This window comes from Streptomyces goshikiensis, from assembly GCF_014650555.1.
Lineage (GTDB): Bacteria > Actinomycetota > Actinomycetes > Streptomycetales > Streptomycetaceae > Streptomyces > Streptomyces goshikiensis.
Map to the genome: position 1 here is coordinate 1,082,033 of NZ_BMVE01000001.1, position 19,725 is coordinate 1,101,757.

The window sequence follows — 19,725 nt, forward strand, 5'->3', positions numbered from 1 at the left end:
CCCGCTCGGATCACCGTACTGATCTTGTGTGCGCGAAGGGCGGGTATCGGGGAGGCCGGCCGGTAATTTTCGATGATGCGCGTTCCCTCTGCTTTTGTGACCAAATGACGCCGCAGCCCCGCCCGAAGGCGGGGCTTTCACGCGGGTAACGTGTCGACCAGCCCCCCGGGACACCCCCGGACCGGACCGCATCGAAAGTGAGGCACTACCCCATGCCCCAGCAGAGCCCCCTCGATGTTCCCGAGGGCGATCCGTTCGGTCCGCACAATCTTCCGTACGGCGTTTTCTCCACCTCCGGGGACACCCGCCGGCGGATCGGCGTGCGCATCGGCGGGTACGTGCTCGACGCCGGGGCGGCCGCGGCCGCGCTCGGGTCCCCGTACGCCGGACTGCTCGGGCGGCCCTCGCTCAACCCGCTGCTGGCCGCGGGCCGCACCGCGTGGCGCGACGTGCGCCGCGCGCTGACCGCGTGGGTCACCGACCCCGGCCACCGGCCGGCCGTCGAGCCGCACCTGCTGCCGCTGGAGGAGGCCGTCCTGCACCTCCCGTACGAGGTCGCCGACTACGTCGACTTCTACGCGAGCGAGCACCACGCCACCAACGTCGGCAAGATGTTCCGCCCCGACGGCGACGCGCTCACCCCCAACTGGAAGCACCTGCCGATCGGTTACCACGGCCGCTCAGGCACCCTCGTCGTCTCCGGCACCGACGTCGTACGCCCCTCCGGGCAGCGCAAGGCGCCCACCGACCCGGCGCCGGTCTTCGGCCCGTCGGTCAAGCTCGACATCGAGGCCGAGGTCGGCTTCGTCGTCGGCACCCCCTCCGAGCTGGGCCGCCCGGTGCCGCTGGCCGAGTTCGAGGACCACGTCTTCGGCCTCTTCCTCCTCAACGACTGGTCCGCGCGCGACATCCAGGCCTGGGAGTACGTGCCGCTCGGCCCCTTCCTCGGCAAGTCCTTCGCGACCTCCGTCTCCGCCTGGGTCACCCCGCTGGAGGCCCTGGACGCGGCCCGGACCGCCCCGCCCGCGCGGGACTTCCCGCTGCTGCCGTACCTGGACGACGCCGACAGCGACCGCCCCGGCGGCTTCGACCTGCACATCACCGTCTCCATCAACGGCCAGGAGGTGGCGCGCCCGCCGTTCGCCACCATGTACTGGACCGCCGCCCAGCAGCTGGCGCACATGACGGTCAACGGCGCCTCCCTGCGCACAGGCGACGTCTACGGCTCCGGCACCGTCAGCGGCCCGGAGGTCGGCCAGCGCGGCTCCCTGCTGGAGCTGACCTGGAACGGCCGCGACGCGATCGAGCTCGCCGACGGCAAGCGCACCTTCCTGGAGGACGGCGACACCGTCACCCTCACCGCCTGGGCGCCGGGCGCCAACGGCACCCGGGTGGGCCTGGGCGAGGTCACCGGCCGCATCGTGGGCTCCCGCTAGCCCGCGCCTCGGGGACGCCCCGTTCGGAGGCGCGCCGCGTGCGCCGGACGGGGCGGACCGCGATGGTGGTTCGGGGACACCCGTACCCCGTACCCGCACCGCGAGGAGCCGCCGCCATGACCGTACGCAGCCTCAAGACCCTCGTCACCTGCGCGGCCGCCGTGTCGCTCGGCCTGGTCGCCGTGGCCCCGGCCCACGGGGTGGAGGGGCCCGCGCCCGACCCGCGCGACCAGCGGGCTATGAGGGACATGGCGACGGCGATCGCGGTGACGGCCAAGTACGCGGACGAGCGGCAGGCCCTCAAGGACGGGTACGTCCCCCAGGGCAAGGAGTGCATGACCAACCCGTTCGGGGTGGGCGCCATGGGCTACCACTACGTCAAGCAGGCCAACTGGGGTTCGATGGACCCCGCGAGGCCGACCGCGCTCCTCTACAGCACGGAGAAGGACCGCAACGGCCGTCGCAGGCTCCAGACCGTGGAGTGGATGTCCACCGACCGGGACCAGGACCTGAAGACCTCCGACGACCGGCCCAGCATGTTCGGGCTGCCCTTCGACGGGCCCATGCCGGGCCACTGGGCGGGCATGCCCAAGCACTACGACCTGCACCTGTGGGCGTACAAGGAGAACCCGGCCGGGCGCTTCCACAACTGGAATCCCGCCCTGACCTGCCCGGCCAAGGCCGGCGCCCCGGCGCAGGCCGAGCACGCGCACGCGCACGGCCACTGACGCGGCCACACCCGACCACGCCGAAGGGCCCGGCTCCCCCCACGGGATCCGGGCCCTCCTGCGTGCCGGGCGGACGGCTCAGCGGACGAACGTGCTCGCCTGTCCCGCCAGGTCCAGGAAGTACTGCGGCGCGAGGCCCAGGACCAGGGTGACCGCGACGCCCACCGCGATGGTGGTCATCGTCAGCGGCGAGGGGACCGCCACCGTCGGCCCGTCGGCCTTCGGCTCGCTGAAGAACATCAGCACGATCACCCGGATGTAGAAGAACGCGGCGATCGCGGACGAGATGACACCGACCACGACCAGCGCCCCGGCGCCGCCCTCCGCCGCCGCCTTGAACACGGCGAACTTCCCGGCGAAGCCGGACGTCAGCGGGATGCCCGCGAAGGCCAGCAGGAACACCGCGAACACGGCCGCCGTCAGCGGCGAACGCCGCCCCAGCCCGGCCCACTTCGACAGGTGCGTCGCCTCGCCGCCCGCGTCGCGCACCAGCGTGACCACCGCGAAGGCGCCGATCGTCACGAAGGAGTACGCCGCCAGGTAGAAGAGGACGGACTGGATGCCCTGCGCCGACGTGGCGATCACACCGGCCAGGATGAAGCCCGCGTGCGCGATCGAGGAGTACGCCAGCAGCCGCTTGACGTCGGTCTGGGTCACCGCGATCACGGCGCCCGCGAGCATCGTGACGATCGCGACGCCCCACATCACCGGGCGCCAGTCCCAGCGCAGCCCCGGCAGCACCACGTACAGCAGGCGCAGCAGCGCGCCGAACGCGGCCACCTTCGTCGCCGCCGCCATGAAGCCGGTCACCGGCGTCGGCGCACCCTGGTAGACATCCGGCGTCCACATGTGGAAGGGGACCGCACCGACCTTGAACAGCAGGCCCGTCAGGATCAGCGCGCCGCCGATGAGCAGCAGCGCGTCGTTGCCCATGGTGTCGGCGAGCGCCGGGTCGACCGTCTGGACCGTGCCGTCCACCACGTCCGCGATCACCGCGTACGAGACGGAGCCGGCGTAGCCGTAGAGCAGCGCGATGCCGAACAGCAGGAACGCCGAGGAGAAGGCGCCGAGCAGGAAGTACTTGACGGCTGCCTCCTGCGACATCAGCCGCTGGCGGCGGGCGACGGCGCAGAGCAGGTAAAGCGGGAGGGAGAAGACCTCCAGGGCCACGAACAGCGTCAGCAGGTCGTTGGCCGCAGGGAAGACCAGCATGCCGGCGATCGCGAACAGCGCCAGCGGGAACACCTCGGTGGTGGTGAAGCCCGCCTTCACGGCGGCCTTCTCGCTCTCGCTGCCCGGTACGGACGCCGCCTGGGCGGCGAAGGAGTCCACCCGGTTGCCGTGCGCTGCCGGGTCCAGGCGCCGCTCCGCGAAGGTGAGGACGGCGACGACCGAGGCCAGCAGGATGGTGCCCTGGAGGAACAGCGCCGGGCCGTCCACCGCGATGGCGCCCATGGCGGCGATCCGCGCCTTGTCGCTCGCGTACCCGCCGGCGGCGAGGCCGACGACCGCCGCGAAGGCCGCGGCCAGCGCGGCGACGGCCAGGAACACCTGGACGTGGTAGCGGGACCTGCGCGGTACGAACGCCTCGACGAGGACGCCGAGGACGGCCGCGCCCACCACGATGAGCGTGGGCGCGAGCTGCGCGTACTCGATGTGCGGAGCCGGGATGCGGTCCGCCGGAGCGGCGGCCGCCAGTGCCGACAGGCCGTGGGCAGCAGTCAGGGTGCTCACTTCGCCGCCTCCCCATTCTTCGCGGGCACGGCTTCGACCGCGACCTCGGGCTTCGGGTCCGTGCGCTTCACGTCGGACATGGTGTACTCGACCGCCGGGTTGACGATGTCGGTGAGCACCTTCGGGTAGACGCCGAGCCCGATCAGCAGGGCGATCAGCGGGGCGACGACCAGCATTTCGCGCAGGTGCAGGTCCGGCATCGCGCGGACCTCCTCCTTCACGGGGCCGGTCATGGTGCGCTGGTAGAGCACCAGCGTGTAGAGCGCGGCCAGCACGATCCCGACGGTGGCGATGATGCCGACGACGGGGTACCGGGCGTACGTGCCGACCAGGACCAGGAATTCGCTGACGAACGGGGCCAGGCCCGGCAGCGACAGGGTGGCGAGGCCGCCGATCAGGAAGGTGCCGGCGAGGACCGGGGCCACCTTCTGCACACCGCCGTAGTCGGCGATGAGCCGCGAGCCGCGCCGCGAGATCAGGAAGCCGGCCACCAGCATCAGCGCCGCCGTCGAGAGCCCGTGGTTGACCATGTACAGCGTCGCGCCCGACTGCCCCTGGGAGGTCATCGCGAAGATGCCCAGGATGATGAAGCCGAAGTGCGAGATCGACGCGTAGGCGACCAGCCGCTTGATGTCGCGCTGGCCGACGGCGAGCAGCGCCCCGTAGACGATGCTGATCAGCGCCAGTACGAGGATCACCGGGGTGGCCCACTTGCTGGCGTCCGGGAACAGCCCGAGGCAGAAGCGGAGCATCGCGAAGGTGCCGACCTTGTCGACGACCGCGGTGATCAGGACGGCCACCGGTGCGGTGGACTCCCCCATCGCGTTCGGCAGCCAGGTGTGCAGCGGCCACAGCGGGGCCTTCACCGCGAAGGCGAAGAAGAAGCCGAGGAACAGCAGCCGCTCGGTGTTGGTCGCCATGTCGAGGGTGCCCGCGGCGCGGGCGGCGGTGATCTCCTGGAGCGAGAAGTTCCCGGCGACCACGTACAGCCCGATGACGGCGGCGAGCATGATCAGGCCGCCGGCCAGGTTGTAGAGGAGGAACTTGACCGCCGCGTACGAGCGCTGCGCGGCCGCGTTCTCGTCGGACCCGGAGTGGGCCCGGTCGCCGAAGCCGCCGATGAGGAAGTACATCGGGATGAGCATGGCTTCGAAGAAGACGTAGAAGAGGAAGACGTCGGTGGCCTCGAAGGAGATGACGACCATCGCCTCGACCAGCAGGATCAGGGCGAAGAACCCCTGCGTCGGCCGCCAGCGGGAGGAGTTGGTCTCCAGCGGGTCGGCGTCGTGCCAGCCGGCCGCGATGACGAAGGGGATCAGCAGCGCGGTGAGCGCGATCAGCGCCACCCCGATGCCGTCCACGCCCAGTTCGTAGCGGACCCCGAAGTCGGGGATCCAGGCGTGGGACTCGGTGAGCTGGTAGCGAGCGCCACCGGGCTCGAAGCGGACGGCGACGAGCACGGCCAGCGCCAGGGTCGCCAGGGAGAAGAGCAGCGCGAGCCATTTGGCGGCGGTCCTGCGGGCGGCCGGGACGGCCGCCGTCAGGACGGCACCGACCGCCGGCACCACGGCCGTCACCGTCAGAAGCGGGAAACTCATTTCACACCGCCCTCATCAGCAGGGTCGCGGCGATCAGGATCGCCGTCCCCCCGAACATCGAGACCGCGTAGCTGCGGGCGTAGCCGTTCTGCAGCTTGCGCAGCCGGCCCGACAGCCCGCCGACCGACGCGGCGGTCCCGTTGACCACCCCGTCGACCAGGCTGTGGTCGACGTACACGAGCGAGCGGGTCAGGTGCTCGCCGCCGCGCACCAGGACGACGTGGTTGAAGTCGTCCTGGAACAGGTCCCGGCGGGCCGCCCGGGTGAGGAGCGAGCCGCGGGGGGCGAGCACGGGGACGGGCCTGCGGCCGTACATCGACCAGGCGATGCCGACGCCGACGACCAGGACCACCATGGTGGACGCGGTCACCGCCATGGCGCTGACCGGGGAGTTGCCGTGCTCGTAGCCGGTGACGGGCTCCAGCCACTTCAGGAAGCGCTCGCCGATCTCGAAGAACGCGCCGGCGAAGACCGACCCGAACGCCAGGATGACCATCGGGACGGTCATGGACTTGGGCGACTCGTGCGGGTGCGGCTCGTGTCCGGCGGCGTCCGGCTGCCAGCGCTTCTCGCCGAAGAAGGTGAGGAGCATGACGCGGGTCATGTAGAAGGCGGTGATGCCGGCGCCCAGCAGGGTGACCCCGCCGAGGATCCAGCCCTGGGTGCCGCCCTTGGCGAAGGCCGCCTCGATGATCATGTCCTTGGAGAAGAAGCCGGACAGACCGGGGAAGCCGATGATCGCCAGGTAGCCGAGGCCGAAGGTGACGAAGGTGACCGGCATGAACTTCCGCAGGGCGCCGTACTTGCGCATGTCGACCTCGTCGTTCATGCCGTGCATGACGGAGCCGGCGCCGAGGAAGAGGCCCGCCTTGAAGAAGCCGTGCGTCACCAGGTGCATGATCGCGAACACGTACCCGATCGGGCCGAGGCCCGCCGCCAGGATCATGTAGCCGATCTGCGACATCGTCGACCCGGCGAGGGCCTTCTTGATGTCGTCCTTCGCGCAACCGACGATCGCACCGAAGAGCAGTGTGACCGCGCCGACGACGGTGACCACCAGCTGCGCGTCCGGCGCCCCGTTGAAGACGGCGGCCGAGCGGACGATCAGGTACACGCCCGCCGTCACCATCGTCGCCGCGTGGATCAGGGCCGAGACCGGGGTCGGGCCCTCCATCGCGTCCCCGAGCCAGGACTGCAGCGGCACCTGCGCCGACTTGCCGCAGGCGGCGAGCAGCAGCATCAGGGCGATCGCCGTCAGCTTGCCCTCGGTCGCGTTGCCCACCGAGGCGAACACCGGTCCGAAGGCGAAGGTCCCGAAGGTGGTGAACAGCAGCATGATGGCGATGGAGAGGCCCATGTCGCCGACCCGGTTGACCAGGAAGGCCTTCTTCGCGGCGGTCGCCGCGCTGGACTTGTGCTGCCAGAAGCCGATGAGCAGGTACGAGGCGAGGCCCACGCCCTCCCACCCGACGTACAGCAGCAGGTAGTTGTCGGCGAGGACGAGCAGCAGCATCGCCGCGAGGAACAGGTTGAGGTAGCCGAAGAAGCGGCGGCGGCGCTCGTCGTGCTCCATGTACCCGATCGAGTACACGTGGATGAGCGTGCCCACCCCGGAGATCAGCAGGACGAAGGTCATCGACAACTGGTCCAGCTGGAAGGCGACATCCGCCTGGAAGCCCTCGACGGGGATCCAGGTGTACAGCTTCTGGGACAGGGTCCGGTCGTCGGCCGCTCGCCCGAGCATGTCGGTGAACAGGGCCACGCCGATCCCGAAGGAGGCGGCGGCGAACAGGGTGCCGAGCCAGTGCCCGGCCTTGTCGAGGCGCCGGCCGCCGCACAGCAGCACCGCCGCTCCGAGCAGGGGCGCCGCGATCAGCAGCGCGATCAGATTCTCCACTGTGTGAACGCCCCTTACAGCTTCATCAGGCTGGCGTCATCGACCGAGGCCGAGTGGCGGGTACGGAAGAGCGACACGATGATCGCGAGGCCCACCACGACCTCCGCGGCGGCGACGACCATCGTGAAGAACGCGATGATCTGGCCGTCGAGGTTGCCGTGCATCCGGGAGAAGGCGACGAAGGCGAGGTTGCAGGCGTTGAGCATCAGCTCGACGCACATGAACAGCACGATCGCGTTCTTCCGGATGAGGACGCCGGAGGCCCCGATGGTGAACAGCAGGGCGGCCAGGTACAGGTAGTTGACCGGATTCACTGGGATGCCTCCTCACGGCCGAGGCGCTCCGCCGAGGCCTGTTCCAGCGCCTTCAGGTCGCTGAGCGCCTGACTGGAGACGTCCCGGATCTGGCCGCGGGCGCGCAGCGTCTTGCTGACGGTCAGCTCGGACGGGGTGCCGTCCGGCAGCAGACCGGCGACGTCGACCGCGTTGTGCCGGGCGTAGACACCGGGGGCGGGCAGCGGCGGGAGCTGGACGCCCTCGCGGACGCGCCGCTCGGCGAGTTCGCGCTGGGTGGCGGCCCGCTCGGTGCGCTCGCGGTGGGTGAGCACCATCGCGCCGACGGCCGCGGTGATCAGCAGGGCGCCGGTGATCTCGAAGGCGAACACGTACTTGGTGAAGATCAGGGTGGCCAGGCCCTCCACGTGCCCGCCGGAGTTGATCCGGCCGAGCCCGTTGAAGTGGTTCAGCCGGGCGTGGGCGATGCCGGCGATCAGCAGGGTGCCGAAGCCGAGGGCGCACAGCAGGGCCATCCAGCGCTGGCCCTTGAGGGTCTCCTTGAGGGAGTCCGCTGCGGTGACGCCGACGAGCATGACCACGAAGAGGAACAGCATCATGATGGCGCCGGTGTAGACGATGACCTGGACGACGCCCAGGAAGTACGCCCCGTTGGCGAGATAGAAGACCGCCAGGATGATCATCGTCCCGGCGAGGCTGAGCGCGCTGTGCACGGCCTTCTTCATCAGGATCGTGGACAGGGCGCCGATGACGGCGACGGTGCCGAGGACCCAGAACTGCACGGCCTCCCCCGTGGAGGTGACCGTCGCGGCGGCGGCGATCGTGCTCACGCCCCCACCCCCTCGGAGGGCGCCGCCTTCTCGCCCTTCGAGACCGCGACCTGCCGCTCCGTACCGGGAGCCGCTCCGGTCACCAGTCCCCGGTAGTAGTCCTGCTCGTCCGTGCCGGGGAAGATCGAGTGCGGGGCCTCGACCATGCCCTCGGTCAGACCGGCGAGCAGCTGCTCCTTGGTGTAGATGAGCGATTCGCGGCTGGCGTCGGCGAGTTCGAACTCGTTCGTCATCGTCAGCGCGCGGGTCGGGCAGGCCTCGATGCACAGCCCGCACAGGATGCAGCGGGCGTAGTTGATCTGGTAGACCGCGCCGTACCGCTCGCCCGGGGAGTAGCGCTCCTCCTCGGTGTTGTCCGCGCCCTCCACGTAGATGGCGTCGGCGGGACAGGCCCAGGCGCACAGTTCGCACCCGATGCACTTCTCCAGACCGTCGGGGTGCCGGTTGAGCTGGTGCCGGCCGTGGAAGCGCGGCGCGGTGGTCTTCGGCTGCTCCGGGTACTGCTCGGTGAGGCGCTTCTTGAACATGGCCTTGAAGGTCACGCCGAAGCCGGCCACCGGGTTCTGCCACTTCTCGTTCTCCGCGTCAGGCATTCTCAGCACCCTCCTCTCGGTCACTGTCAGTATTCGTCCCGCCACTGACAATCAGCTCCCGCTCCGAGCGGGGCCGCCTGCGCGGTACGGGTGCCAGCTCCTGGCCGGGCTTGGGCGGTACGGGGAACCCGCCCGCCAGCGGGTCGAAGACCGCCTCCGTCGCGGCCTTCCCGGCTTCCTCGGCGGCCGCCTTCTCCTTCTTGTCGCGGAAGAGGTCCGCGACGAAGGACAGCAGCAGGATCGCGATGACGCCGCCGCCGACGTAGAGCACGATCTCCTGGAAGTCGTAGTTCTCGTTCCGCAGCGCGCGGACGGTGGCGACGAGCATCAGCCAGACCACGGAGACCGGGATCAGGACCTTCCAGCCGAGCTTCATCAGCTGGTCGTAGCGGACCCGGGGCAGCGTGCCGCGCAGCCAGATGAAGAAGAAGAGCAGCAGCTGGACCTTGATGACGAACCAGAGCATCGGCCACCAGCCGTGGTTCGCGCCCTCCCAGTAGGTGGAGATGGGCGCCGGGGCCCGCCAGCCTCCGAGGAAGAGGGTGACCGAGACCGCCGAGACGGTGACCATGTTGACGTACTCGGCCAGCATGAACAGCGCGAACTTGATGGAGGAGTACTCGGTGTTGAAGCCGCCGACCAGGTCGCCCTCGGACTCCGGCATGTCGAAGGGGGCGCGGTTCGTCTCGCCGACCATCGTGATGACGTAGATGATGAAGGAGACCGGCAGCAGGATGACGTACCAGCGGTCCGCCTGCGCCTCGACGATCGCCGAGGTCGACATCGACCCGGAGTAGAGGAAGACCGAGGCGAAGGCCGCGCCCATCGCGATCTCGTACGAGATCATCTGGGCGCAGGAGCGCAGGCCGCCGAGCAGGGGGTACGTCGAGCCCGAGGACCAGCCGGCGAGGACGATGCCGTAGATGCCGACCGAGGCCACCGCGAGGACGTAGAGCATCGCGATCGGCAGGTCGGTGAGCTGCATCGTGGTGCGCTGGCCGAAGATCGAGACCTGGTCGTCGGCCGGGCCGAAGGGGATCACCGCGATGGCCATGAAGGCCGGGATCGCCGCGATGATCGGGGCCAGGACGTAGACGACCTTGTCGGCCCGCTTGACGATGAGGTCTTCCTTGAGCATCAGCTTCACGCCGTCGGCGAGCGACTGGAGCATGCCCCAGGGGCCGTGCCGGTTGGGGCCGATGCGCAGCTGCATCCAGGCGACGACCTTGCGCTCCCAGACGATGGAGAAGAGCACGGTCACCATCAGGAAGGCGAAGCAGAACACCGCCTTGACGACGACCAGCCACCAGACGTCCCTGCCGAACAGGGAGAGGTCCTCGGCAGCGAGCTGTACCGCGTTCACGCGCCCACCTCCGCATCGGTGCCGCTGCTGTCGGCCGGCGTCGCCGGGCCGATCCGTACGAGGGTGCCCGGGCGGGCCCCGGCGTCGGCGAGGACGCCCCGGCCGGTGGAGTTCAGCGGGAGCCAGACCACCCGGTCGGGCATCTCGGTGATCCGGAGCGGGAGTTCCACGGAGCCGGCCGGGCCGGTGACCGCGAGGACGTCGCCGTCCTTGACGCCCGTCTCGGCGGCCGTGGCGGCCGACAGCCGGGCGTTCGCCTCGTGCCGGGTGCCGGCGAGGGCCTCGTCGCCCTCCTGGAGCAGGCCCTGGTCGAGGAGGAGCCGGTGGCCCGCGAGGACCGCCTCGCCCGCGCCGGGGCGGGGCAGCGGCTCCGCGCCGGTGGACCGCTCCTCGGCGCGCTCCCCGGCCCACGGGCCGAGCCGGTCGAGCTCCCGGCGTACGGCGTGTACGTCGGGCAGCGCGATCGGCCGCTCCGCCGCGTCGGCCAGCATGTGCAGCACGCGGTGGTCGGCGGGGGCGAGCCGGCGGGTCATCTGGTCGGGCTTGAGGGCCGCCTCGAACGGGCGGACCCTGCCCTCCCAGTTGATGAACGCGCCCGCCTTCTCGGCGACGGCGGCGACCGGCAGGACCACGTCGGCGTGGTCGGTGACCTCGCCGGGCCGCAGCTCCAGGGAGACGACGAACGCCTCCTCCAGCGCGGTCCGGGCGCGGGCCGGGTCCGGCAGGTCCGTGACCTCGACGCCCGCGACGAGCAGGGCGGAGAGTTCGCGTACGGCGGCGGCCTCGACGATCTGCCCGGTGTCACGGCCGTAGCGGTGCGGGAGTTCCTCCAGGCCCCAGGCCGACCTGACCTCCTCGCGGGCCCGCGGATCGGTGGCCGGGCGGCCGCCGGGCAGCAGCGACGGCAGCGCGCCCGCCTCGACGGCGGCCCGCTCCCCGGCCCGGCGCGGGATCCACACGAGCGAGGCCCCGGTGGCGGCGGCGGCCCGTACGGCGGCGGTCAGCGCGCCGGGCACGCCCGCGAGGCGCTCCCCGACGACGAGGACCGCGCCGGGCAGCCGCAGCGCCTCGGCGGCCTCGGCCCCGCCGGCCTCCAGGCCGGTCCGGGACGCCAGGGCGTCGAGCCACTCGGGCTCGGTGCCGGGGGCGGCGGCCAGCAGGGTGCCGCCCGCCTTGTCCAGGCCCCGGGTGGCGAACGGGGCGAGGGCGAAGGTCCGCTGCTTGTGCCTCCGGTGGGCCTTGCGCAGCCGCAGGAAGACCCCGGGGGCCTCCTCCTCGGACTCGATCCCGGCGAGCAGGACGGCGGGCGCCGCCTCCAGCCTCGCGTACGTCACTCCGCGCCCGTCGAGGTCCAGGCCGGTGCCGGCGACGGTGGCGGCCAGGAACTCGGCCTCCTCAGCGCTGTGGACCCGGGCCCGGAAGTCGATGTCGTTGGTGTCGAGGACGACCCGGGCGAACTTGGCGTACGCGTAGGCGTCCTCGACGGTGAGCCGGCCGCCGGTCAGCACGCCGGCCCGGCCGCGCGCGGCGGCGAGCCCGGCGGCCGCGGCCTCCAGGGCCTCGGGCCAGCTCGCCGGGGCGAGCACCCCGTCGGAGCCGCGCACCAGCGGGGTCGTGAGCCGGTCGGGGCGCTGCGCGTAGCGGAACCCGAAGCGGCCCTTGTCGCAGATCCACTCCTCGTTGACCTCGGGGTCCTCGGCGGCCAGCCGGCGCAGCACCTTGCCGCGCCGGTGGTCGGTCCGGGTCGCGCAGCCGCCCGCGCAGTGCTCGCACACGCTCGGGGAGGAGACGAGGTCGAACGGGCGGGAGCGGAACCGGTAGGCGGCCGAGGTGAGGGCGCCGACGGGGCAGATCTGGATGGTGTTGCCGGAGAAGTACGACTCGAAGGGGTCGCCCTCGCCGATGCCGACCTGCTGGAGCGCGCCGCGTTCCAGGAGCTCGATCATCGGGTCGCCGGCCACCTGCGTGGAGAAGCGGGTGCAGCGCGCGCACAGCACGCACCGTTCGCGGTCGAGCAGCACCTGCGTGGAGATCGCGACCGGCTTCTCGTACGTGCGCTTCTTGCCGTCGAAACGGGAGTCGCTCTGCCCGTGCGACATCGCCTGGTTCTGCAGCGGGCACTCGCCGCCCTTGTCGCAGACCGGGCAGTCCAGCGGGTGGTTGATGAGCAGCAGCTCCATCACACCGCGCTGGGACTTCTCGGCGACCGGGGAGGTCAACTGCGTCTTGACGACCATGCCGTCGGTGCAGGTGATGGTGCAGGAGGCCATCGGCTTGCGCTGGCCCTCGACCTCGACGATGCACTGCCGGCAGGCGCCGACCGGGTCGAGGAGGGGGTGGTCGCAGAACCGGGGGATCTCGATGCCGATCTGCTCGGCGGCCCGGATGACCAGGGTCCCCTTGGGCACCGAGAGTTCGATGCCGTCGATGGTCAGGGAGACCGTGTTCTCGGCGGCCTTCGGCCGCTCCGCTGCCTCGCCGCCACCGGCGGGGGCGTTACTGGTGACGGTCACGCGTTCACCTCCGTGTCAGCCCAGAGGGTCGACTTCTTGGGGTCGAAGGGGCAGCCCTTGCCCGTGATGTGCTGCTCGTACTCCTCGCGGAAGTACTTGAGCGAGGAGAAGATCGGGCTGGCGGCGCCGTCGCCGAGGGCGCAGAACGACTTGCCGTTGATGTTGTCGGCGATGTCGTTCAGCTTGTCGAGGTCCGACATGACGCCCTTGCCGGCCTCGATGTCGCGCAGCAGCTGGACCAGCCAGTACGTGCCTTCGCGGCACGGAGTGCACTTGCCGCAGGACTCGTGCGCGTAGAACTCGGTCCAGCGGGTGACGGCGCGCACGACGCAGGTCGTCTCGTCGAAGCACTGGAGGGCCTTGGTGCCGAGCATCGAGCCGGCGGCGCCGACGCCCTCGTAGTCGAGCGGGACGTCGAGGTGTTCGTCGGTGAACATCGGGGTGGAGGAGCCGCCCGGGGTCCAGAACTTCAGCCGGTGCCCGGGGCGCATCCCGCCGCTCATGTCGAGGAGCTGGCGCAGGGTGATGCCGAGCGGGGCCTCGTACTGGCCGGGGCCGACGACGTGCCCGGAGAGCGAGTACAGCGTGAAGCCGGGGGACTTCTCGGTCCCCATCGCCTTGAACCAGTCCTTGCCCCGGTTCAGGATCGCGGGAACCGAGGCGATGGACTCGACGTTGTTGACGACAGTGGGGCAGGCGTAGAGCCCCTCGACGGCGGGGAAGGGAGGACGAAGCCGGGGCTGGCCGCGCCGGCCTTCGAGGGAGTCGAGCAGCGCCGTCTCCTCACCGCAGATGTACGCGCCCGCCCCCGCGTGCACCGTGATGTCGAGCTTCAGCCCGCTCCCGAGGATGTCCGTTCCGAGGTAGCCGGCCTCGTACGCCTCCCGCACGGCCTCGTGCAGGCGGCGCAGGACCGGCACGGTCTCGCCGCGCAGGTAGATGAAGGCGTGCTCCGACCGGATCGCGTAGCAGGCGATGATCATTCCCTCGATGAGGGAGTGCGGGTTGGCGAAGAGGAGGGGGATGTCCTTGCAGGTTCCCGGCTCCGACTCGTCCGCGTTCACGACGAGGTAGTGCGGCTTTCCGTCGCCCTGCGGGATGAACTGCCACTTCATTCCGGTGGGGAAGCCCGCGCCGCCCCGGCCGCGCAGGCCCGAGTCCTTGACGTAGGCGATGAGGTCGTCCGGGGTCATCGCGAGCGCCTTGCGCAGGCCCTCGTAGCCCTCGTGGCGCCGGTAGGTCTCCAGCGTCCACGACTGCGGCTCGTCCCAGAACGCGGACAGCACGGGTGCCAGCAGCTTCTCCGGGGCGCCGTTCTCGTGCATCTCGGTGGTCACGGTCATCACTCCCCCTCCTCGGTGTCGGCCGCGGACTCGCCACGCGGGTGCACGACCCTGCCGTGCTCCGGGGTCTCGCCGCGCGCGATGCGCAGGCCGATCAGGGAGGCGGGGCCGGCGCCGCCGCTCGCCTCGACCGCGCCCGGGCGCTCGTCCGGGAACCCGGCCAGGATCCGGGCGGTCTCCTTGTACGTGCACAGCGGCGCGCCCCGGGTCGGGGCGACCGGGCGGCCGGCGAGCAGGTCGTCCACCATGGCCTTGGCGGACTGGGGGGTCTGGTTGTCGAAGAACTCCCAGTTGACCATCACCACGGGGGCGTAGTCGCAGGCCGCGTTGCACTCGATGTGCTCCAGCGTGACCTTGCCGTCCGGGGTGGTCTCGTTGTTGCCGACCCCGAGGTGCTCCTTGAGCTCCTCGAAGATGGCGTCGCCGCCCATGACGGCGCACAGCGTGTTGGTGCAGACGCCGACCTGGTAGTCGCCCGAGGGTCCCCGCCGGTACATCGTGTAGAAGGTGGCGACGGCCGTGACCTCGGCGGTGGTCAGCCCGAGGACCTCGGCGCAGAACCGGATGCCGGTGCGGGAGACGTAGCCCTCCTCGGACTGCGTCAGGTGCAGCAGCGGCAGCAGCGCGGAGCGGCTGTCGGGGTAGCGGGCGATGACCTCCCTGGCGTCCGCTTCGAGCCGGGCGCGTACGTCGGCCGGGAAATCGGGGGCCGGCAGCTGGGGCATGCCCAGGGAGACCCCTGGGGTCTGAGGACTGGCGGTCATCGGTCGACGCCTCCCATCACGGGGTCGATGGAGGCGACGGCGACGATGACGTCGGCGACCTGGCCGCCCTCGCACATCGCGGCCATGGCCTGAAGGTTGGTGAAGGACGGGTCGCGGAAGTGGACCCGGTAGGGGCGGGTGCCGCCGTCGGAGACGACGTGCACGCCGAGCTCGCCCTTGGGGGACTCGACGGCCGCGTAGGCCTGGCCGGCCGGTACCCGGAAGCCCTCGGTCACCAGCTTGAAGTGGTGGATGAGGGCCTCCATGGAGGTGCCCATGATGGTGCGGATGTGGTCGAGGGAGTTGCCGAGGCCGTCCGGGCCCATCGCGAGCTGCGCGGGCCAGGCGATCTTCTTGTCGGCGACCATGACCGGGCCGGGCTCCAGGCGCTCCAGGCACTGTTCGACGATCCGGAGCGACTGGCGCATCTCCTCCAGGCGGATCAGGAACCGCCCGTAGGAGTCGCAGCTCTCGGTGGTCGGCACGTCGAACTCGTAGTTCTCGTAGCCGCAGTACGGATCCGACTTGCGCAGGTCGTGCGGCAGGCCGGCCGAGCGCAGGATCGGGCCGGTGGCGCCGAGGGCCATGCAGCCGGTGAGGTCGAGGTAGCCGACGTCCTGCATGCGGGCCTTGAAGATGGGGTTGCCGGTGGCGAGCTTGTCGTACTCCGGCAGGTTCTTCTTCATGGTCTTCACGAAGTCGCGCAGCTGGTCGACGGCGCCCGGGGGCAGGTCCTGGGCGAGGCCGCCGGGGCGGATGAACGCGTGGTTCATGCGCAGGCCGGTGATCAGCTCGAAGATGTCGAGGATCAGCTCGCGGTCGCGGAAGCCGTAGATCATGATCGTGGTCGCGCCCAGCTCCATGCCGCCGGTGGCGATGCACACCAGGTGGGAGGAGAGCCGGTTGAGCTCCATCAGCAGGACGCGCAGGACGGTGGCGCGGTCCGGGATCTGGTCGGTGATGCCGAGCAGCTTCTCGACGCCCAGGCAGTACGCCGTCTCGTTGAAGAACGGCGTCAGGTAGTCCATGCGCGTCACGAAGGTGGTGCCCTGCGTCCAGTTCCGGAATTCGAGGTTCTTCTCGATGCCGGTGTGCAGGTAACCGATTCCGCAGCGGGCCTCGGTGACCGTTTCGCCGTCGATCTCCAGGATCAGGCGGAGCACCCCGTGGGTGGACGGGTGCTGCGGGCCCATGTTGACGACGATCCGCTCGTCGTCGGCACGGGCCGCGGACTGGACGATCTCGTCCCAGTCGCCGCCGGTGACGGTGTAGACGGTGCCTTCGGTCGTCTCGCGGGAGGAGGCGGCGTTCGAGGAGGCGTGGTTCGACGTGGACATCAGCTGTACGACCTCCGCTGGTCGGGAGCCGGGATCTGGGCGCCCTTGTACTCGACGGGGATCCCGCCGAGCGGGTAGTCCTTGCGCTGCGGGAAGCCCTGCCAGTCGTCCGGCATCATGATCCGGGTGAGCGCCGGGTGCCCGTCGAAGATCAGGCCGAAGAAGTCGTACGTCTCGCGCTCGTGCCAGTCGTTGGTCGGGTAGACCGCGACGAGCGAGGGGACGTGCGGGTCGCCGTTCGGGGCCGAGACCTCCAGGCGCACCACGCGGCCGTGGGTGATCGAGCGCAGGTGGTAGACGGCGTGCAGTTCGCGGCCCTTGTCGCCGGGGAAGTGCACGCCGGAGACGCCGGTGCACAGCTCGAAGCGCAGGGCGGGGTCGTCGCGCAGGGTGGAGGCCACCTGGACGAGGTGTTCGCGGGCGATGTGGAAGGTGAGCTCGCCCCGGTCGACCACCGTCTTCTCGATGGCGTTCCCGGGGACGAGGCCCTGTTCCTCCAGGGCGCCTTCGAGCTCGTCGGCGACCTCGTCGAAGTACGAGCCGTACGGGCGGACGCTCGCGCCGGGCAGGGCCACGGTGCGGACGAGGCCGCCGTAGCCGCTGGTGTCGCCGCCGCCCCCGGCGCCGAACATGCCCTTGCGGACGCGGATCACCTCGGGTCCGGCGGTGCCCCTGGGCGCGGGCACGTTGTTGCCGTTCTCCACGGCCGGGTCGTCGCTCACCGGAGCAACCCCTTCATCTCGATGGTGGGGAGGGCCTTGAGGGCCGCCTCCTCCGCCTCGCGCGCCGCCTCTTCCCGGTTCACTCCGAGCTTCGAGCCCTGGATCTTCTGGTGGAGCTTGAGGATCGCGTCCATCAGCATCTCGGGGCGGGGCGGGCAGCCGGGCAGATAGATGTCCACGGGCACGATGTGGTCGACGCCCTGGACGATCGCGTAGTTGTTGAACATTCCGCCCGAAGAGGCGCAAACGCCCATGGAGATGACCCACTTGGGAGCGGGCATCTGGTCGTACACCTGCCGCAGTACGGGCGCCATCTTCTGGCTGACCCGGCCGGCCACGATCATCAGGTCGGCCTGGCGCGGGGAGCCGCGGAAGACCTCCATGCCGAAGCGGGCCAGGTCGTACCGGCCCGCTCCGGTGGTCATCATCTCGATGGCGCAGCACGCGAGGCCGAAGGTGGCCGGGAAGACGGATGACTTGCGCACCCAGCCCGCGGCCTGTTCGACGGTGGTCAGCAGAAAGCCGCTCGGCAGCTTCTCTTCCAGTCCCATGGAAAATTCAGCCCCTCAGTCCCATTCCAGGCCGCCGCGGCGCCAGACGTAGGCGTAGGCGACGAAGACGGTGAGCACGAAGAGCAGCATCTCGACGAGCCCGAAGATCCCCAGGGAGTCGAAGGTGACGGCCCAGGGGTAGAGGAAGACAACTTCGATGTCGAAGACGATGAAGAGCATCGCCGTCAGGTAGTACTTGATGGGGAAGCGACCGCCGCCGGCCGGGACCGGTGTGGGCTCGATGCCGCACTCGTAGGCTTCGAGCTTCGCCCGGTTGTACCGTTTCGGGCCGATCAGCGTGGCCATGACCACGGAGAAGATCGCAAACCCTGCGCCGAGGGCGCCGAGCACGAGGATGGGCGCGTACGCATTCACGCTCCTCGCTCCTTCCAGTCGTCCTTGACCGATGGACCGCTGTGCCGGCGCCGCGTGCGCCGCCTCGCGAAGATCGCCCAACTCAACGAGATCGCATGTGAGGCAGTTCACAAGCCGGACTGGTGCGCATCTTATGCCTGCCGGTCTGTGATCTGCGACACGGGTAACAACAACGAGTTTGTGATCTCTACCACCTGACGAACGATCATGAAGTCCGATGAGTGGTGATCTACATACGCGAAGCATCCACATGATCACCAAAGGTGACATCCGGGGGCGTTACCGCAGGTAGACGCGAGGTCGCACTATCAAACATGCCACTTACAGGCAAATTTGCAAGGGGGTGCCGGGGCGGGTAAAGGGATCCGCGTCGCCCGGTCGAGGGAGCCCGCGAGGACGGAAGTGGACGCCCGGGGATCACGCGGAGGGTCCCGCGGGGGGTGTACGGAGGGTGTGCATCCGTTCACGAACCCGGCGACTCCCTCACAGGAGGGTCACGGCCCGGCCACAGCGGCCCTGTGGCGTGACATTGCTGTGACCTGCGCCACTCGAAAATCGGGCCGCCGATCGAGGGCTTGGCCATCAGTAGCGGTGAATGGTAAGCGTCAGATCAATTCGGACTTATTGCTGAAACCCCATGATCACAGGCTTTCGACACCGTGTCCGTTTCGTCCTTTACGGCGTCAGCAGCGCCCATCGGGCGCCTCGTTAAACCCCCTCCGGCGCAACTGTGGCGCAGACCACGTTTCTTGAAGCGGACGGCAACCCCCTGATACCGGTTGTCCTCATGTCCCACACCGCTCACATACCCAGCCACCGGAAGCCCCGCCGCAGCGCCTCGAAGCTCGCGGTTCGCGCCGGAGTTGCCGGTGGCGTCCTCAGCACCCTGGCCATGGCCGGCACGGCGAGCGCGTCCCCCAGCGCCGAGCCCGTGACGGAGACGACGCTCGAAATGCCGGTCCTCGACATGGACCTGGCCTCCGACGTCGCCTCCGCCGTCACCACGGCCGCCGAGAACACCCGCGCGGCAGCCCTCGAAGGCGAGCTGAACGCCCAGGAGGAGGACGCCCGTACGGGAGCCGCCGCCGAGGCGAAGGAAGCCAAGGAAGAGGCCCAGAAGAAGGCCGACGCCGAGAAGAAGCTCAAGGACGAGGCGGACCGCCAGGCGGCGGCCGACCGCGCCAACCGCAGCACCGACCGCTCCTCGCTGACGACCGCGTCCGCGTCGAACTCGGGCTCCGGCAAGGCCACCGCGCCGTCCAGGGCCTCCTCCGGCTCCAGCACCCCGGCCACCGGCTCCGCCGCGGCCATCGTGAACTTCGCGCGCGCCCAGGTCGGCAAGGCGTACGTCATGGGCGCCACCGGCTCCTCCGCGTACGACTGCTCCGGCCTCGTCCAGGCCGCGTACCGCCAGGCCGGCATCTCCCTCGACCGCACCTCGCAGTCGCAGTCCCTGGCCGGCACCTCCGTGTCGCTGAGCAACCTTCAGCCGGGCGACATCCTGTACTGGGGCAGCAAGGGCAGCGCCTACCACGTCGCCATCTACGTCGGCGGCGGCAACTTCGTGGGCGCCCAGAACCCCAGCACGGGCATCGTCGAGCGCCCGATGAGCTACGACCGTCCGACGGGCGCCGTCCGCGTCCTGTGA

The 19,725-nt window shown here is 70.3% G+C and carries 17 protein-coding genes; 3 read left to right on the top strand and 14 right to left on the bottom strand.

What is annotated here, in order from left to right:
* Positions 1–212: 212 nt before the first annotated feature.
* Both fahA and IE248_RS05035 read left to right on the top strand, forming a co-directional pair.
* Complete coding sequence (fahA, locus tag IE248_RS05030) at positions 213–1,436, top strand: fumarylacetoacetase (RefSeq protein ID WP_073794610.1); 1,224 nt, start codon at positions 213–215, stop codon at positions 1,434–1,436.
* Between the two features lie 116 nt (positions 1,437–1,552).
* Entirely contained in the window at positions 1,553–2,164 is a 612-nt protein-coding gene (locus IE248_RS05035; RefSeq protein ID WP_100581842.1) for a hypothetical protein, read from the top strand.
* A gap of 78 nt (positions 2,165–2,242) precedes the next feature.
* Here the strand turns inward: IE248_RS05035 and nuoN are convergent, their stop codons facing one another.
* The 14 genes from nuoN to IE248_RS05105 are packed head-to-tail and all read right to left on the bottom strand — an operon-like array spanning position 2,243 to position 18,077.
* On the bottom strand, positions 2,243–3,862 hold the full coding sequence (gene nuoN, locus IE248_RS05040; protein WP_037791441.1) for an NADH-quinone oxidoreductase subunit NuoN: 1,620 nt from the start codon (positions 3,860–3,862) through the stop codon (positions 2,243–2,245).
* A 32-nt stretch (positions 3,863–3,894) separates the two neighbouring features.
* On the bottom strand, positions 3,895–5,496 hold the full coding sequence (locus IE248_RS05045) for an NADH-quinone oxidoreductase subunit M (RefSeq protein WP_073794608.1): 1,602 nt from the start codon (positions 5,494–5,496) through the stop codon (positions 3,895–3,897).
* Position 5,497: 1 nt separating this feature from the next.
* Entirely contained in the window at positions 5,498–7,393 is a 1,896-nt protein-coding gene (gene nuoL / locus IE248_RS05050; protein ID WP_190030016.1) for an NADH-quinone oxidoreductase subunit L, read from the bottom strand.
* A gap of 14 nt (positions 7,394–7,407) precedes the next feature.
* A complete protein-coding gene (gene nuoK / locus IE248_RS05055; protein ID WP_008738417.1) occupies positions 7,408–7,707 on the bottom strand; it encodes an NADH-quinone oxidoreductase subunit NuoK in 300 nt (99 codons plus the stop codon).
* Positions 7,704–8,516 (bottom strand): NADH-quinone oxidoreductase subunit J, encoded by an 813-nt coding sequence (locus tag IE248_RS05060; protein ID WP_073794606.1) that lies wholly within the window; start codon positions 8,514–8,516, stop codon positions 7,704–7,706. Before IE248_RS05060 ends, nuoK begins: the two co-directional genes overlap by 4 nt.
* The gene (nuoI, locus tag IE248_RS05065; RefSeq protein ID WP_037791373.1) at positions 8,513–9,109 is read right to left on the bottom strand and encodes an NADH-quinone oxidoreductase subunit NuoI; all 597 of its coding nucleotides are present in this window, start codon (positions 9,107–9,109) and stop codon (positions 8,513–8,515) included. Before nuoI ends, IE248_RS05060 begins: the two co-directional genes overlap by 4 nt.
* A complete protein-coding gene (nuoH, locus tag IE248_RS05070) occupies positions 9,102–10,472 on the bottom strand; it encodes an NADH-quinone oxidoreductase subunit NuoH (protein ID WP_008738421.1) in 1,371 nt (456 codons plus the stop codon). The genes nuoI and nuoH overlap by 8 nt, the downstream gene beginning before the upstream one ends.
* Positions 10,469–12,985, bottom strand: coding sequence for an NADH-quinone oxidoreductase subunit G (locus tag IE248_RS05075; protein WP_100581841.1), 2,517 nt, complete (start codon positions 12,983–12,985; stop codon positions 10,469–10,471). The genes nuoH and IE248_RS05075 overlap by 4 nt, the downstream gene beginning before the upstream one ends.
* A complete protein-coding gene (gene nuoF, locus IE248_RS05080) occupies positions 12,982–14,328 on the bottom strand; it encodes an NADH-quinone oxidoreductase subunit NuoF (protein WP_073794603.1) in 1,347 nt (448 codons plus the stop codon). Before nuoF ends, IE248_RS05075 begins: the two co-directional genes overlap by 4 nt.
* Complete coding sequence (gene nuoE / locus IE248_RS05085) at positions 14,328–15,092, bottom strand: NADH-quinone oxidoreductase subunit NuoE (protein ID WP_073773833.1); 765 nt, start codon at positions 15,090–15,092, stop codon at positions 14,328–14,330. The genes nuoF and nuoE overlap by 1 nt, the downstream gene beginning before the upstream one ends.
* Positions 15,089–16,429 carry an NADH-quinone oxidoreductase subunit D gene (locus tag IE248_RS05090; RefSeq protein ID WP_008738432.1) on the bottom strand — a complete coding sequence of 447 codons (1,341 nt, stop codon included), beginning with the start codon at positions 16,427–16,429 and terminating at the stop codon, positions 15,089–15,091. The genes nuoE and IE248_RS05090 overlap by 4 nt, the downstream gene beginning before the upstream one ends.
* Complete coding sequence (locus IE248_RS05095) at positions 16,429–17,151, bottom strand: NADH-quinone oxidoreductase subunit C (protein WP_073794602.1); 723 nt, start codon at positions 17,149–17,151, stop codon at positions 16,429–16,431. Before IE248_RS05095 ends, IE248_RS05090 begins: the two co-directional genes overlap by 1 nt.
* Positions 17,148–17,702 (bottom strand): NuoB/complex I 20 kDa subunit family protein, encoded by a 555-nt coding sequence (locus IE248_RS05100; protein WP_007265818.1) that lies wholly within the window; start codon positions 17,700–17,702, stop codon positions 17,148–17,150. The genes IE248_RS05095 and IE248_RS05100 overlap by 4 nt, the downstream gene beginning before the upstream one ends.
* A gap of 15 nt (positions 17,703–17,717) precedes the next feature.
* Positions 17,718–18,077, bottom strand: coding sequence for an NADH-quinone oxidoreductase subunit A (locus IE248_RS05105; RefSeq protein WP_008738438.1), 360 nt, complete (start codon positions 18,075–18,077; stop codon positions 17,718–17,720).
* 787 nt (positions 18,078–18,864) lie between these two features.
* On the opposite strand from IE248_RS05105, the gene IE248_RS05110 reads away from it, so the two are divergent.
* Positions 18,865–19,725: a C40 family peptidase gene (locus tag IE248_RS05110; protein WP_190030017.1), complete on the top strand. Its 861-nt coding sequence runs from the start codon at positions 18,865–18,867 to the stop codon at positions 19,723–19,725.

Bases quoted from the DNA above. Each gene is read 5' to 3' on its own strand.
- fahA (WP_073794610.1), top strand. From the start codon at position 213: ATGCCCCAGCAGAGCCCCCTCGATGTTCCCGAGGGCGATCCGTTCGGT.
- IE248_RS05035 (WP_100581842.1), top strand. From the start codon at position 1,553: ATGACCGTACGCAGCCTCAAGACCCTCGTCACCTGCGCGGCCGCCGTG.
- IE248_RS05045 (WP_073794608.1), bottom strand. From the start codon at position 5,496: ATGAGTTTCCCGCTTCTGACGGTGACGGCCGTGGTGCCGGCGGTCGGT.
- nuoI (WP_037791373.1), bottom strand. From the start codon at position 9,109: ATGCCTGACGCGGAGAACGAGAAGTGGCAGAACCCGGTGGCCGGCTTC.
- nuoF (WP_073794603.1), bottom strand. From the start codon at position 14,328: ATGACCGTGACCACCGAGATGCACGAGAACGGCGCCCCGGAGAAGCTG.
- nuoE (WP_073773833.1), bottom strand. From the start codon at position 15,092: ATGACCGCCAGTCCTCAGACCCCAGGGGTCTCCCTGGGCATGCCCCAG.
- IE248_RS05090 (WP_008738432.1), bottom strand. From the start codon at position 16,429: ATGTCCACGTCGAACCACGCCTCCTCGAACGCCGCCTCCTCCCGCGAG.
- IE248_RS05100 (WP_007265818.1), bottom strand. From the start codon at position 17,702: ATGGGACTGGAAGAGAAGCTGCCGAGCGGCTTTCTGCTGACCACCGTC.
- IE248_RS05110 (WP_190030017.1), top strand. From the start codon at position 18,865: ATGTCCCACACCGCTCACATACCCAGCCACCGGAAGCCCCGCCGCAGC.